The organism is Kamptonema animale CS-326 (genome assembly GCF_028330895.1).
Taxonomy (GTDB): Bacteria; Cyanobacteriota; Cyanobacteriia; order Cyanobacteriales; family Microcoleaceae; genus Kamptonema; species Kamptonema formosum.
In genome coordinates this window covers 1-15,829 of record NZ_JAQMUA010000138.1, presented here as the reverse complement: position 1 = coordinate 15,829, position 15,829 = coordinate 1, and the positions used below count along the sequence as shown (strand labels likewise).

Sequence of the window (15,829 nt, the reverse complement as noted above, 5' to 3'; positions counted from 1 at the left end):
TGGGGGAGATGGGGGAGATAGGGGAAATTTCCCAGTTAACAGTCAACAGTTAACACTTAACAGTCAACAGTTAACACTTAACAGTCAACAATCCCAACTTATTGAGGCTCAGGGTTGGGTAATAGCTTCTAATGGGGAAGTTCAACTGGTGGCTGAAGCGCCCAATGGCGAACCGCACGGTTCGGGACTGATGCCGCCTACCTGCCGATCGCGCTAATTAGCCCGAATTTGGTATTAAAATACCAACTAAGATCCTCAGCAAATCTTCTAGATCGGCAGGAACTCGATAGAGGTTAAGATCCTGGTGCATTTGCCGAGCCTGACGGTTAAATACACCGAACTGCCAAATACTTCCCGTTGAGACTGCCCCTGAAAGTATAGGTTGTTCTGATTCTACCCAGCGATCGAGGGCAATTAATTCGACGGCCAATTGTACAAATCCTCTTTCTAAATCTTCATTTTTAGCTTCGATCGCCAAAAAGGTCTGTTGACTTTGGAGTAAGTAATCTAATGAACCTTTTAATTGGTCGCTGACCACAACAGGGTATTCAATGTTCAGCGTAGCTTGAGTGTAATGCAGCACATCGATCAACACCGGAGCGATTAAAAATTCTCGGCGGGCCGCTTCGCTAGTAAGGCTGAGTCGAGGTAAGCTTTCTTCTATGCGCCGTTTCAAATCTACAAGGCGATCGAGGTTGTCCCCAGAACGACGGAACGTCATTACTTGTCGCTGAAGCGTTACGTCGAAGTAAGCAAGAATGTCTCGCGGCGCAAAGTTGAGTTTGAAATAGTCAGCAAACGTATAAGAGCGATCGGATTGGATGATAGGAGGTTTGGGCATTTTGTTAAACCGTTGCTTAAGATACAGATAAATTGTATAAGTGTAGGAAGAAGACAAGTATCAGCGTATAAGAAGACAAAGATTTCCGATTTTTTGATAAAGTGTATTCCAAAACTGCCTACAATGCACAGAGCTAACGTAAAATTACAGTTGTAAAAGCGATCGGCAGCTCAGAAAGGGTAAGAAACCAGGAACGTAACAATATGGATAAAAAATTATTCGAGCCAGAACTCGGCAGAGTATCGGACGAATCTATGAACGCCGCAGAACCTTTGACAATTAAGGTTGAGGACGATCGCACAGGGATGACTGTGGAAACTCTCAAGCGAGCTTTCGCTGATAATCTTTACTACATTCAGGGGAAAAATGAGTTCTTGGCCACGCCCTACGATTACTATATGGCCTTGGCTTTTACTGTACGCGATCGCCTCCTCCACCGCTGGATTAATACCACCACATCATACATCAAAAAAGATGTCAAGGAAGTATTTTATCTTTCCGCAGAATTCTTAATGGGCAAACAGTTGGGCAATAATTTGCTCAATTTGGGGCTATATGAACGAGTAGAAATTGCTCTGCGCGAACTCGGTCACGAACTCAATGATTTAATCGCCCTAGAATCTGAACCCGGACTTGGTAACGGTGGTTTAGGTCGTCTTGCTGCTTGTTTTTTAGATTCTCTAGCTACCTTAGAAATTCCCGCAATTGGCTATGGAATTCGCTATGAATTCGGAATTTTCGACCAGTGGATTGTAGATGGTGCTCAAGTAGAACGACCCGATAAATGGCTGCGTTTCGGCAACCCTTGGGAAATTCGCCGTCCAGAATTAATGGTGGAAGTAGACTTCGGAGGACATACAGAAACTTACCAAGACGAACACGGTCAACACCGAGTGCGTTGGATTCCAGACCGTAAGATTGTGGGTACGCCTTTCGATACCCCTGTCGCTGGATATAACAACAATACAGTTAATACATTGCGTCTCTGGCGTGCTGGTGCTTCTGAAGAATTTGACTTTCAAATATTTGACAGCGGCAACTACGTCGGCTCTGTAACTGACAAGATTTTCGGAGAAAATATCTCAAAAGTTCTTTATCCGAATGATAACACATCTCAGGGTAAACAACTGCGGCTAGAACAGCAGTATTTCTTTGTGAGTTGTTCCCTACAAGACATCATTGCTAAATACCGCAAAACCAACCATAACTTTGACCACTTCCACGAAAAAGTATCGCTTCAGTTAAATGATACTCACCCATCCATTGGCGTTGCTGAATTGATGCGGCTTTTGGTAGATCAACATCACTTAGGTTGGAATCGCGCTTGGTACATTACTCGCAATGTCTTTGCCTACACAAATCATACTTTGCTCTCAGAAGCTTTGGAACGGTGGCCTGTTAGCTTGTTCGAGCGAGTTTTGCCCAGGCATTTAGAGATTATCTACGAAATCAACCGCCGCTTTTTAGATGAAGTTAAGGCGAAATATCCCAAGGATGACGCGCGGTTAGAAAGGCTATCTTTGATTCAAGAAGGTGAAGAGAAATACATCCGTATGGCTAATTTAGCCTGCGTTGGCAGCCATTCTATCAACGGTGTGGCGGCTCTGCACACGGAATTATTGAAGCAAGATGTGCTGCGGGATTTCAACGAATTGTGGCCGGAAAAGTTTAATAATAAAACTAACGGCGTAACTCCCCGCCGCTGGCTGGCTTTGAGCAACCCCAAACTATCTCAATTATTTACTGAGAAAGTTGGCAAGGATTGGGTTACGGAGTTGGATAAACTTTCACAGTTAGAACAGTTTATCAATGACCCGGAATTTTGCGATCGCTGGCGTAATATCAAGCGGGATAATAAGCAGGCTTTGGCGGATTACATTCTGCTGTTTAATGACATTGAAGTGAATCCAGATTCGCTGTTTGATGTGCAGGTAAAGCGGATTCACGAATACAAACGGCAATTGCTGATGGTGCTTTATATCATCACATTGTACAATCGGATTAAGCGCGATCCAAATGTGGAAGTTTTACCCCGGACTTATATTTTTGGTGGCAAGGCGGCTCCCGGTTATTACATCGCCAAACTGGTAATCAAGTTGATTAACTCGGTGGCAGAATTTGTGAATAATGACCCCGATATCCGAGGTAGAATTAAGGTCGCATTTTTGGCAAATTACTCCGTATCTTTGGGGCAAATTGTGTATCCCGCCGCGAACCTTTCTGAGCAAATTTCCACAGCGGGTAAGGAAGCTTCAGGTACGGGAAATATGAAATTTGCCATGAATGGAGCTCTAACAATTGGAACTCTTGACGGTGCAAACGTTGAAATCCGCGAACAAGTGGGAGCGGAGAATTTCTTCTTGTTTGGCTTGACTGCGGAGGAAGTTTATGCTCTGAAAGCAAAAGGCTACAATCCCCGCAAGTATTACGAGCAGAATCAGGAATTAAAAGAAGTTTGCGATCGCATTGGTTCGGGATATTTTTCCCCAGAAAATCCTGATTTGTTCCAGCCACTCATCAACTCGCTGCTCAACCATGACGAGTATATGCTATTGGTAGATTACCAGTCTTACATTGAGTGTCAGGATCGAGTTAGTCAAGCTTACCGAGATCCTGAAACTTGGACGCGGATGTCAATTCTAAATTCAGCTCGTATGGGATTCTTTTCGAGCGATCGCACGATTAAAGAATACTGTCACGATATTTGGAAGGTGCAACCTGTGAAGATTGACTTAGAAGAATACGTGCAAAAATTTGGTGGCTCGTTACTGCCAGAAATTTAATGGTTAACTGTTAACGGTTAACTGTTAACGGTTAACTGTTAACTGCAACAGGACTTACGCAGTCAGTACGATCTTCTGTGATTGCTTCGTTGCAATCGCAATGATATAGGACTTACGCATGAGTCCCAGAAACCGGGTTTTTGAGAGAATCTGTGGGTGAAAACGAAGTATTTTCGTAAAAAAACCCGGTTTCTTTGGTTGGGTGCGTAATTCCTGTGACAGAAAATGGTAGAGACTGCGTAAGTCCTGAAATTGACAGAATGCAATCTGATAGATCGCAGCGATCGCCAAGCTAAAATAGATTTTACCCATTCTGTAAAGAGCATCTATGAAAACAAGAAAACTGGGCAATCAAGGGCTTGTGGTTTCAGAACTGGGACTGGGCTGTATGGGGATGTCAGAATTTTACAGCGGTCGCGATGAAAATGAGGCGATCGCAACCATTCACCATGCTCTCGATTTGGGTGTTAATTTCCTCGATACAGCGGATATGTACGGCCCTTTTACTAATGAAGAGTTAGTCGGACGGGCAATTAGCGATCGCCGCGATCGAGTAATATTAGCCACTAAGTTTGGCAATGTCCGCAGTGCAGATGGCGGTTGGCTGGGAATAAGTGGTAAACCTGAGTACGTGCATCAAGCCTGCGATGCGTCTTTAAAACGGCTAGGTATTGATACGATCGATTTGTATTACCAGCACCGCGTCGATCCCACTGTGCCGATCGAAGATACTGTAGGGGCAATGGCAGAGTTAGTACAACAGGGTAAAGTGCGTTACCTGGGCCTGTCAGAAGCCGCGCCAGCCACAATTCGGCGGGCTTTTGCCGTACATCCAATTACGGCTTTGCAGACGGAGTATTCGCTGTGGAGTCGCGATGTAGAAGATGAAATTTTGCCCACTGTAAGGGAATTAGGGATTGGTTTTGTTCCCTATAGTCCCCTCGGACGGGGCTTTTTGTCAGGCGCATTTAAGCACCCAGATGATTTAGCACCCGATGATTATCGGCGCAATTCGCCTCGATTTCAGGGTGAAAATTTCTACAAAAATCTGGAATTGGTGGAACTATTGAAGGCGATCGCAACGGAAAAAGGAGTAAGTGCTAGTCAACTGGCTCTAGCTTGGTTATTGGCGAAGGGTGAGGATATTGTACCGATACCGGGAACCAAGCGCCGCACTTATTTAGAAGAAAATGTTGCAGCAACGGAGATTACTTTTACTGAGGAGGAATTGCAACGAATTGAGGAGATTGCACCCAAGGGTGGCGCAGCGGGCGATCGCTATGCAGCACAGCACATGACTAGCCTCAATCGTTAAGGGCGATCGCTAGCCCTTTCAAGGTGTAGGAATTTTCTGCTATCTTAGCATTTTAGTCTTCAATAAACTCCCCAAAAATAGCCTGCTCTCTAACTGCTGGATAATCCTTAATAACAGCCGATAAACCTAGTAATTCTTCCAAGCTTCTCGCTTCTTGGGGCGTTAAATCTTGTCGTTCTGCTGCATAGACAATTTCTCCTGCCATCATCAGCTTTGATTCTACAGGAATATTGTTTTTCAAGCCCAATTCTATTCTTTCTTTGATGCTATCGAAAATTTTGTCCACGATCTAATTCCTCCCTAGTCAATGTCTGAACTGTTCCATCATTAAAAATCAATTCAATTCTTTTCAGCAGCTTTTCGGTATCCCAAACTAGCGCTCTAGCCAGTCCTTTATTAACCTCTTTAAACTCAACTGTCGTATATGATATCCTAGATTCGGAGCGCGTTTTTTGGCAATAGCCACCCCTCGTTGAAATGCGTTACCGATATTAACTGCCTCTGCACTTAATTCCTTAAACTCCCAGATTTCTCCATCAATCTCAGCATCAGGTGTCTTAACTCATGTATCTAATCTTTCAAGCGATCGCGAAAATAAATCCGATACAAATTGCAACGCGGCATTACATAATTACCATGCAAATTCACCAAACCCATACTATGCAATTTAAACCCCTGTATCGAATCCAATTGCACAGAATCAACACCATCAACGACCTTTTTTGCCGCGCCCGATAATTCTGGATGCTGCTGCAAATTCCACAAATGTTGCCGTAAATGATCGCCATAAATTCCGGCATCAGTAGGCGCATTTTCTAACAATTGTTCCAACTCAACATCCCCTCGCGCAATGTGATATAAAGCCAGCCGCACCAAATAGGGATGTCCCCCCACTATTGCCATTAATTTCTCAACGTGTGTAGCTGACCAATTTAGTTCATAGCGCTGTGCTAAATTTTGTACTTGCTGCCGACTAAACTCCGTTAATTCAATCGGCAAACCCACATTAAAAGGCGATTGATTAATATCCATTGGCACGTAAGCTTCAGTTGAATGTACTACTACTAAACGTAATTTTTTCCAAATATCTCTATTCTTTGACTCTTCATGCCAAGCTCGTAATAACCCAAAGAAATCCGCCGCAACTTCGGGATATTCAAAAATCCGATCCACCTCATCTAAACCCAATGCCAGAGGAGTAACTGTATTTTTCAAAAGATACCTTTCAAAATAAGATTTGCAGGCAACTTTACTACCAAAAATCGCATTCCAGTAATCTTCTAATCGAATTGGTAAATCCAATTCCAGGGCCATATTTGCACAAAACCACTGCAAGAATCTATCTAGATCGCTAAATATCTTACTATCAGCTAATTGAAAACTTAAAGCCACCGTCCGATAACCTAAATTTCCGGCTTGATGGAGCACTCTAGCCATCAGAGATGTTTTCCCCATTTGCCGAGGCGCTTTAATCCGAATTAGCGCTCCCGGCCTGACAATTTCTTCATAACAACGCTCTTCAATTGGCGGTCTTTCTACATAAAAAGCGGAAGCTAAACCTACTTGACCTTCTGGTAATTCTGGCCCTGCAACTGGCAAAGGAGGACTGTCAAGATTCTCCCAAGCTGGTACGATGGTAGGTGCATTTTTAGGAGCTTCTTTTAAATCGCGACCTTCTTTGACAAGATCGAGCACTTCTGCGATTAAATTAGGTGTATCGTTATCTGAATGCCACTCTCGCTGCTGAATTTGATCGAGATAGCCATAGAGGTTATAATTAACAGGTGAAGTTACAGGTAAATTTATCCGAATTGGCAAAATCATCGGTTTGCGATCTGGTCGAGAATCCCGTAACTCTTTTGCTCGTCGCACCTCTTCTGTTACCATTTCACTGATAGCAGATTGCTCAGATAATAGTAGCAATAAATAATCAGACTGCTTTAATTCTGCTTCAATTCGACTAGGCCAATTTTCTCCCAGGCGAATGCTTTCACCAGCCATAAAAGCTGCGTGTCCAGCCTTGATCAAAGCTTCATAAAATTGTAGGGCGAGGCTTTTATCTGGTTCTTGAGCGCGGTAGGAAATAAAAACTTTGTGGCGGTTTTCTAGGGAGTTACGAAAACCCGTAATTTGGTAGACAGACACGGGTTCATCAATGCCTTTTAATTTCCGCAGTCCACCGTAGCTTGCTGATAAAGAAATGTGATTTTTGACGACATCATAAACAGTTTGAGAAAGACAAATTCCCCCAGGTGCGGCGATTGTTTGCAGCCGTGCGGCAAGATTAACCCCATTGCCCATAACGTCATTACCGCTAAAGATGACATCCCCTAAATGAATTCCAATCCGATGAATTAGTACATCGCGTTCGGGTAAATTAGCAGCAGTAATAGCAAAAGTTTTTTGAATTTCAATTGCGGAGGAAACAGCTTTTTCCGCACTCACAAAGTACATTAATAAACCGTCGCCCAAGGATTTGAGGATTTGACCGCCAAAGCGATCGCACACTTGGCGCATGATGTCAAAATCCCGTTGGATCAAAGCCAGGGTGTGCTTTTCGTCTGCCGCCATTTTGGGAGTGAAAGACTCAACATCCGTGAAGGCGATCGCGGCTAGGGCGCTTTCTCCTCGAAGGTTTGGCGGTAGTGCTACATTTTCTATAGGATTCATGGCGGCAGACTCGCGAGTAGCGGTAGACTGTGCAATGCACTATTCAAAGTTTAACTTGTTGAGGAAAAATTAGTTCACTAAAATAATTTCTCCTACACAGACAGCAACCGCCAAGGTAGTTAGAGGGTTAATAATGACTGAAAGTATTATTTTTATTAGCTTCTACCTTCTACCTTTTGCTTTCTGGTATAAATTGTCTTTAGCAGCAGCGCGGACAATACGATTGCTGTCGTTAACTAAAAATTTGAGCAGATCGAGTGAAGTATTGGAATTTTGCGCGATCGCATAACGTTCTAGCCATACTAACGAGTCACATTTTTGTACTAATTTACTCGGAAATTCAGGGTGCATTAGCACAATTAACCGACTAAAGCAAGGAGTAGAATATTCTATGGGATAATACTTGAGGACAGTAAATAATCCATCGGCATTGTGAGCCAAATATCTCGCTATTGCAAATCTGCGAACGCTCTCAGAAGAATCGCTTAGTAGCAGCTTTAAGATATTCTCAGGTGTGTTAGGATTTTTAGCAACATTTTGGCGCACGCCTCTATAATTATCTTTTGCTAACTGTTGCAATACCCGCGCAGGCGTGTTGGGATTATTGGCAAGACTTTGGCAAAGCCAAACATGATTATTTTTTGCCAAATCTTGCAGTACACAAGTAGGTGTATTGGGATTATTAGCTAAAAATAGTTGCGTCCAAAGGTTATTATCTTTAGCTAAGTATTCGAGTTCGCTAGCAGGCGTAGTGCAATTACCAGTGTTTTTTTTAAAAGCGCTGTAATTTTTGGGCAAACTCTCGATCGCAAATTCAGGAAGTGAATTTATCTTCTCTAATTGTTCTAAGAAATCCCCAAATTCTTGCCCCCCAATCGTACTGCTCAAAAGCGCCTCAATTGCTGTTCGATCCCAGCCAGAATCCATCTCACCCGCCAATTTAACATGAAGCCTTGCCGCTTCTGCTACGTGGCTATATTGGCTGTTAACTAGCTGGAATAATACTTCCTTAGTAGTTTTAGGATTCTCGGCTAATAGTAAGAGTGTATCTTCATCTAACTGATTAATAGCTCGCTCAATAAAAGATACTGGTAATGTATCGTAGTTGAGGATACTCTGTAGAGTATTTAAAGGAATTATATCGACTAGATTGGGATTTTCTAGTAACAATAGAGAGAAAGTAGGATTGTTTACCAATTGCTCTGGAAACTCACATACTAAATTCAACAATACTTCAGTAGAAGTATTAGGATTTGTTGCTACATTTTTCCGAGTAGTGCTATCTTTACTGTAACTTAATTCTCCTAATAGTTCCCTGGGCGTACTTGGGTTAAGAGCAACTAGCCGTGCTAATTCGGGGCTATTACTGGCAAGTTCAATCAGGCGATTGCTAGGAGTATTGACATCTATCGCCTGCTGTTGTAGTTGAGGTGAGTTAGACAATTTACCTTCTATAGTCATTGTCAAAAAAGTTAGGAGTAGCATATTTTTTAGCTCTAAAAAGTGTAGGCATTCAATTTAGTTTAATCTCTATCGCTTATATATATGTCTCACCCAATAGGACTTATGCAGGGAGTATCCTGATGCGTGTAGATATATTCGTAGGGGCGAAGCATTCGCGCTTAAAATCTCTTGTATAGCAACCGCCAACACGGTTAGAACATTATTAATTACTGAAATCCTTACTGTGATTGCATTTTCATATCGATCTTCTTCCTTCTTCCTTCTTCCTTCTTCTAACTACTGTACGCCAATGAGTTTATGAGTTTGCAAAGATAATCTGTAGCCAGGATTTTGCTGGAGTAATTGCAATATTATTGGAATTGCACGAAAGCGATCGCTCCATTCCGGCTGTAAAAAAACAGGGATATTCGGGTTAGAAACCAAGCCTTCTCTATAAAAATTAACTTCCTTACCCGTGCTAATAACTAACTTGATTTCATTCGCTCTACTCCAAAACTTTTCTTGCACAGGGTATTTAGGATTAACGTGCTCTTTTGGAGACAGAGTAATCCAAGCTTCTCCCGCAACTTCCTGCCAGTGAGAGCCTGATGTTTCAATACTTACCTGTTTACCAACTTCTAATAAGGTTTCAACTAGGAGAGGTAAATTTTTATGAATGAAGGGTTCTCCGCCACTAATTACAACTCTTGGAGACTTCAATTCTGTCAACAATTCTACAATTGAACGCTGTACATTAGGTAAGTCTTTGCCTCCCTCGCTATAACCAGTGTCACACCAAGGGCAATGAACAGGACAGCCTGCTAATCGGATAAAATCAACTAAAGTGCCACTCCAGTAACCCTCACCTTGGACGGTACTCTGAAAAGTTTCATGAATAGGTAATTTTATGTATAAATTTGACTCTAGCATTTATTTCTTAGTTGTTAATGGTAATTGTTAGTAGTTAGTGGTTAGTGGTTAGTGGTTAGTGGTTAGTAGAAAAATACAATTACCAATTATGAACACGGATTTTACCGATTACACGGATTACACATTAGTTATAGTCACGATCGTTTACTCTGTGAAATCAGAGCAATCTGTAAAATCTGTGTATACCAATTACCAATTACCAATCACCAATTTTCATCCGTTATGATTCCGCTTCCATGAGTGGAGCCCAGCGACGTTTCAGTGCTAGAGTAAGTCCGTCTGCGATCGGTACAAGACTAAGAGTAACTCTGGGATCGTGGCGCAGCTTTTCATTGAAAGCACGAATGGCGAGAGTATCTTTATCTTGCACCTCGGAGTTAACAACCTGTCCTCCCCATAGAACATTATCAATTGCTATTAAGCCGCCAGTGCGAACCAGTTGCAGCGATCGCTCGTAGTATGCGTCATAATTTTCTTTATCAGCGTCGATGAAGGCAAAATCAAAAGTTCCTCCCTGTCCAGCGGATAACAGCTTATCCAGGGTTTTGACGGCGGGCCCTAGTTGCAAAGAAATTTTATTAGCTACTCCAGCGGCTTGCCAATAGCGACGCGCGATCGCAGTGTATTCCTCACTTATATCACAAGCAACTATCTGCCCGTTACCAGGAAGTGATAGAGCTACACTAAGTGAGCTATAGCCGGTGAAAACCCCGATTTCCAGAGTTTTCGTCGCTCCCATGAGTTGGACGAGCAGCCCCATAAACTGACCTTGTTCTGGCGATATCTGCATCATTGCTCTAGAATGCTTGGCCGTTTCTTCTCGGAGTGAGGCGAGAATATCCGGCTCCCGCAGAGAAACGGACAATAGGTAATCATAAAGCGGGTTGTCGAGGCCGAGAGTCTGCTTTGACATCAGTCTGTCCTTGGTGCTGACTTGTGATTTCAGATTTTAGATTAGCAACTAATTCAGAATTAGGATATTAAGGTTAATTTTGAGGGATAATGTTGAGTACGTTTATCTCGCAGGAGAGCGCGATCGCTTTTCAAGTCAATCGATCGTAGCGCAAGTCAATCAGCAGCTATGGCAGTAACATGATTAGGATACGATCGTTACCATTATTTATAGCTATAACTATGCCAGTTCTGACTATAGAAACCCTCTATGACGACTTGTGGAATATTTTGCAAAACGAAGGTAACAAAGAGGATTTTATTGCTTTTATGCTCGATCGAAATTTGCCTATAGATGAAATTGAAGCAGCAAATATCCTCAACAGTTTAAACCTAAAAGCCTTAAAGCTTGCTCTTCCTAACCCGTCACTCTCTCCCCAACTATGAAACTTCTCTAAGTGTCACACTATATCTACTTACCTTAAAAAAACTAATCCACAATCAGAGCAACATACCCAGAGATACCCAAAATGTATAATTTTGCAGGTTTCAGCGTTGGATTTGGCATTCTAATATTGCTGATCTTCGCCATTCTTCAATGGCTACACATACCCGCAGGTAGCTTTCTAGATTGGGCAATTGCTGCGGCAACTTTTGAATGGTTACTGTTAATAGTTACAGTTCCCTGGAATATTCACTTTGAATCTAAAGAAGTTTTAGCAGAAGCTGCTCAATCAACGGAAAAAGGCATTCCAGTTGATGAAAAACAAATCAAATATGTAGGAATGCTAGCTCGTCGCTCGTTGTTTGCTGCGATCGCACTCCACCTCCTCTCTGCCATCGCACTTTATACTCTAGCTATTACAGGCATCAGTGTAGTTGGTTACATCAGTTCTGGCGCAGCTTTGCTATTAACTATTTTACGCCCAGCCATACGCGCCTACCAATATTTGGCAATGCGTTTAAGAATGATTCGCGGTCAATTTTTACATCCCCGCGAAGATATTGTCGAACTCCGCCATCGTTTTAACGAGATTGAATATACAGTTAAAAGCCTCGAACAACAGCTAAATCCCGACAATCCGACCTCTTGGGTAGCATCTCAACAGCTACAGTGGGAAGCAACGCGCACGGAATTAACTCGCTTAGCTGCTGGATTAGAAAACCAACGAGCAACAAATCAAGCAGAACATACTCAGCTAGCTAGGGAAGCGCAAAGTGCGATCGCTCAACTTAGCACTGATGGACAAGTTCTAGATCATGTCCGCGAAATTATTCGCTTCTTCAAAGAAGCTTAAATGCTGAACAATGCTACTATCTACAGCCTATTCCATCAGTTTTTGTAAAATCTTTCTCGGTCTTGACAGACTAATTATCTTGGGTTAATTTAAACAGATGGAGAAAAACTCCCCAAACTTCGTGAAATACATTGTATACCAATAGTAAACCAATGACAACCTTAAACCCTATTAACCTCGGCTTATTTGGTCTCGTGACGACCTCTACCTTGCTCATCGCCACTATCTGCTTACATTTACACCCCATGTGGCAAATAGGAAGCCTTCTGGCAACAAGTGGCTAATAAATTTTCAATTGTTTGAGTTACTACAAGCGATAAAACTAGGCGAGCGAGAATTTTAGCATTGGGCTTTAATTCCTCTTCTCCTCCTAGTTTTATCGTTTTTAGCATTCAGAAGCGGAGACTTTCATAAGCCGTTTTCTAACTATTTTTTATAACTATTTTCTTTGATAAAAATCTTCTCCTCACTTACAAAAAACAATTTTCTATTTTTGATTAAAATTACGTGACGATAAATATGCTATTATTAATAAATCTTAATAATCCTTTACCAAATGTTGAGTTCCTCTTCTGGCAGAATCAAACTCAAAGATTTTTTGAAAGAAAAAATATTCTTTGGGAATGAGCCAACACCTGAACTTATTGCCATATTACTCATCTACTTCGTCCAAGGCATCTTAGGACTAGCACGCCTAGCGGTTAGTTTCTTTCTTAAAGATCAACTCGGCATGAGTCCCGTTGAAGTATCGGCAATGCTGGGTGTAACCGCCTTACCTTGGGTGATCAAGCCCTTATTCGGCTTCATGTCCGACGGGCTGCCGATTTTCGGCTACCGCCGCCGCCCTTATATCATTTTATCAGGGCTGTTAGGCACATCGGCTTGGATAGCCTTAGCAACAATTGTTCACAGCCCTTGGGCTGCTACAGCAACGATCGCTTTTAGTTCTTTATCTGTGGCAGTCAGCGACGTAATTGCAGACTCCCTAGTTGTAGAAAGAGCAAGGAAAGAATCGGCTAAAGAGGCGGGTTCCTTACAATCCCTAAGTTCGGCAGCCACAGCCGTTGGCGGGCTAATTACAGCCTACCTTAGTGGTTTCCTCCTCGAACGGTTTAGCAGCCAAACAATATTTTTAATCACTGCTTCCTTTCCCCTAATCGTCTCAGCCGCAGCATGGTTAATAATTGAAGAACGAGTAAGCGATCGCTTCAACTTCAACATAGTTAAACAGCAATTCACCCAACTGCGCCAAACTATCACCCAAAAATCTATCTGGTTGCCTACCGCCTTCATCTTCCTCTGGCAAGCCACCCCAAGTGCAGATTCAGCCCTCTTCTTCTTCACCACCAATGAATTAGGCTTTCAACCCGAATTTCTAGGTCGCCTGCACCTAGTTACAAGCTTTGCCTCCCTCGCAGGTGTCTGGCTGTTTCAACGCTTCTTCAGATCTATCCCATTTCGCGTCATGTTTGGCTGGTCGATCGTCCTCTCCACTACCCTGGGCATGACAACTTTGCTGCTAATCACTCACACTAACCGCAGTTTAGGCATAGACGACCACTGGTTCAGCCTGGGAGACGGACTAATTTTAACAGTCATCGGAAAAATTGCATTCATGCCGATCCTAGTGCTCTGCGCTCGACTGTGCCCAAAGGGAGTAGAAGCTAGCTTATTTGCTCTACTAATATCAATAAGTAACGTCGGATTTCTCCTTTCCTACGAGTCTGGTGCATTGCTGATGCACTGGCTCGGAATTACCGAAACTAACTTTGATAAACTCTGGCTCTTAGCCACGATCGCCAACCTCTCAACCCTCCTGCCTTTGCCATTTTTAGGCTGGCTACCCTCCACCAATCTCGATACAGAACGCGAAGAAGGATACCATTCTTCTATTCCTCTTTTACAACCAGAAATGGCTAGTTCTAAAATTGTAGGGCAGCATTTTATGCCGGAATTTCTGCCAGATTTAGTACCAACAATTCAAGACAAATTAACGGCTGAAGATCCTAAATAATTAGTGATTTTCTCTGTGTTTATCTGTGGTAAAATATAGCTACAATCTGCCGTAAAAAATCCAAATCTCTACATTATGCAGAAACTAGAAATTCATCAACCCGTATCCTACGATCGCAAAGACTGGCAGCGCGGCTATGAATCCCAACCCCAGGAATATAACTACTGGATCGACGATGTAGAGGGTGAAATTCCCTCAGATTTGCAAGGAACTTTCTTCCGCAACGGCCCCGGTTTACTGGATATCAACGGGCAAAAAATTCACCATCCTTTTGATGGCGATGGAATGGTTTGCGCGATCGCCTTTGCCAATGGTCGCGCTCACTTTTGTAATAAGTTTGTCCGCACGGAAGGCTATCTCGCCGAACAAGAAGCAGGTAAAATTCTCTATCGTGGCGTTTTTGGAACTCAGAAACCGGGGGGATTGGCGACGAATATTTTTGACTTCAAAATCAAAAATATTGCTAACACTAACATTATTTACTGGGGCGGCAAACTTTTGGCACTATGGGAAGCAGCAGCACCCTACCGCCTAGACCCCTATACTTTAGAAACTTTAGGATTAGAGTACCTAGACGGGATATTAAAGCCTGATGAACCGTTTTCAGCTCATCCTAGAATTGAAAGCAGAGGCGGAAAAGGTGAGAGATTAGTTAACTTTTCTGTCAAGCCTGGATTATCTAGTACCATTACTATTTATGAACTAGATGCTGATGGGAAACTCTTACATCGCCACAGTCATGTAATCCCAGGTTTTGCGTTTTTGCATGATATGGCAATTACGCCGAATTATTGCATCTTCTTCCAAAATCCTGTAGCGTTTAATCCTTTCCCTTTCGCTTTGGGATTAAAAGGTGCGGCGGAGTGCATTAAATTCGATCCCAATCGCAGAACACAAGTAATTTTAATTCCCCGCAACCCAAACCAAGGAAAAATAAAAGTCTTAGAAACTGAGGCTTGTTTTGCCTTTCACCACGCTAATGCTTGGGAAGAAGCAGGGGAAATCTTTGTTGATTCTGTTTGCTATGAATCTTTCCCAGATGTGGAACCTGGTAAAGATTTTCGGGAAGTCAATTTTGATAGCATTCCGGCGGGAGAGTTGTGGCGTTTCCGGCTGAATTTACAAGAGGAAACAGTTCAACATGAAGTAATTGAGCGCCGATGTTGCGAGTTTCCAGTTTTGCATCCCGATCGTGTTGGTCAGTCTTATCGATATCTTTATATAGGAGGTGCTGAGGCTGAATCTGGTAATGCTCCTTTGCAGGTGATTTTAAAGATTGATTTGACTACGAATGAGCGTCAAATTTGGAGTGCTGCACCGAGAGGTTTTGTAGGGGAACCTGTTTTTGTGCCTCGCAATTCTTTTGAGAGTGAGGATGATGGATGGCTGATAATATTAATGTATGATGCGGCTAATCATCGGTCTGACGTGGTAATTTTGGATGCTCTTGATATTACTAAGGGGCCTGTGGCGAGGTTGCATTTGAAGCATCATGTTCCCTATGGTTTGCATGGTAGTTTTACATCAATGGAACTTACGCAAAACTATCAGTAGAGGAGGCAGGAGGCAGGAGGCAGGAGAATGAGGTAGGAGGTTGCTTGTAGGAAGTTCACTCCACAATTGTAAGGTTGGGGGGGGGGGGGG

At 42.8% G+C, this 15,829-nt stretch carries 14 protein-coding genes; 7 read left to right on the top strand and 7 right to left on the bottom strand.

The features are described from left to right. On the top strand, positions 1-217 hold a 217-nt coding region (locus PN499_RS08420; RefSeq protein ID WP_272031346.1), incomplete at its 5' end, for a hypothetical protein. Here the strand turns inward: PN499_RS08420 and PN499_RS08415 are convergent. Then, the gene (locus tag PN499_RS08415; protein WP_272031345.1) at positions 218-841 is read right to left on the bottom strand and encodes a hypothetical protein; all 624 of its coding nucleotides are present in this window, start codon (positions 839-841) and stop codon (positions 218-220) included. 203 nt (positions 842-1,044) lie between these two features. Here PN499_RS08415 and PN499_RS08410 point away from each other — a divergent pair, with 203 nt between their 5' ends. Next, a complete protein-coding gene (locus PN499_RS08410) occupies positions 1,045-3,624 on the top strand; it encodes a glycogen/starch/alpha-glucan phosphorylase (protein WP_417063870.1) in 2,580 nt (859 codons plus the stop codon). Positions 3,625-3,952: 328 nt separating this feature from the next. Continuing rightward, positions 3,953-4,939, top strand: a complete 987-nt coding sequence (locus PN499_RS08405; protein WP_272031344.1) for an aldo/keto reductase — start codon at positions 3,953-3,955, stop codon at positions 4,937-4,939. 52 nt (positions 4,940-4,991) lie between these two features. Here the strand turns inward: PN499_RS08405 and PN499_RS08400 are convergent, their stop codons facing one another. The 6 genes from PN499_RS08400 to PN499_RS08375 form a co-directional block, all read right to left on the bottom strand. After that, entirely contained in the window at positions 4,992-5,225 is a 234-nt protein-coding gene (locus PN499_RS08400) for a hypothetical protein (RefSeq protein ID WP_272031343.1), read from the bottom strand. Between the two features lie 87 nt (positions 5,226-5,312). Continuing rightward, entirely contained in the window at positions 5,313-5,468 is a 156-nt protein-coding gene (locus tag PN499_RS08395) for a hypothetical protein (RefSeq protein ID WP_272031347.1), read from the bottom strand. Between the two features lie 41 nt (positions 5,469-5,509). Next, on the bottom strand, positions 5,510-7,609 hold the full coding sequence (locus PN499_RS08390) for an AAA-like domain-containing protein (RefSeq protein ID WP_272031342.1): 2,100 nt from the start codon (positions 7,607-7,609) through the stop codon (positions 5,510-5,512). A gap of 162 nt (positions 7,610-7,771) precedes the next feature. After that, entirely contained in the window at positions 7,772-9,094 is a 1,323-nt protein-coding gene (locus tag PN499_RS08385; protein ID WP_272031341.1) for a variant leucine-rich repeat-containing protein, read from the bottom strand. A 255-nt stretch (positions 9,095-9,349) separates the two neighbouring features. Beyond that, a complete protein-coding gene (locus PN499_RS08380; RefSeq protein ID WP_272031340.1) occupies positions 9,350-9,982 on the bottom strand; it encodes a 7-carboxy-7-deazaguanine synthase QueE in 633 nt (210 codons plus the stop codon). A gap of 220 nt (positions 9,983-10,202) precedes the next feature. Further along, the gene (locus PN499_RS08375; RefSeq protein WP_272031339.1) at positions 10,203-10,895 is read right to left on the bottom strand and encodes a class I SAM-dependent methyltransferase; all 693 of its coding nucleotides are present in this window, start codon (positions 10,893-10,895) and stop codon (positions 10,203-10,205) included. 221 nt (positions 10,896-11,116) lie between these two features. Here PN499_RS08375 and PN499_RS08370 point away from each other — a divergent pair, with 221 nt between their 5' ends. From PN499_RS08370 to PN499_RS08355, 4 genes are all read left to right on the top strand, one after another. After that, positions 11,117-11,320 (top strand): hypothetical protein, encoded by a 204-nt coding sequence (locus PN499_RS08370; protein WP_272031337.1) that lies wholly within the window; start codon positions 11,117-11,119, stop codon positions 11,318-11,320. 83 nt (positions 11,321-11,403) lie between these two features. Further along, positions 11,404-12,171, top strand: coding sequence for a hypothetical protein (locus tag PN499_RS08365; protein ID WP_272031335.1), 768 nt, complete (start codon positions 11,404-11,406; stop codon positions 12,169-12,171). Between the two features lie 556 nt (positions 12,172-12,727). Next, a complete protein-coding gene (locus PN499_RS08360) occupies positions 12,728-14,185 on the top strand; it encodes a folate/biopterin family MFS transporter (protein ID WP_272031334.1) in 1,458 nt (485 codons plus the stop codon). 75 nt (positions 14,186-14,260) lie between these two features. Further along, positions 14,261-15,739: a carotenoid oxygenase family protein gene (locus PN499_RS08355; protein ID WP_272031333.1), complete on the top strand. Its 1,479-nt coding sequence runs from the start codon at positions 14,261-14,263 to the stop codon at positions 15,737-15,739. The last annotated feature ends 90 nt before the right edge of the window (positions 15,740-15,829 follow it).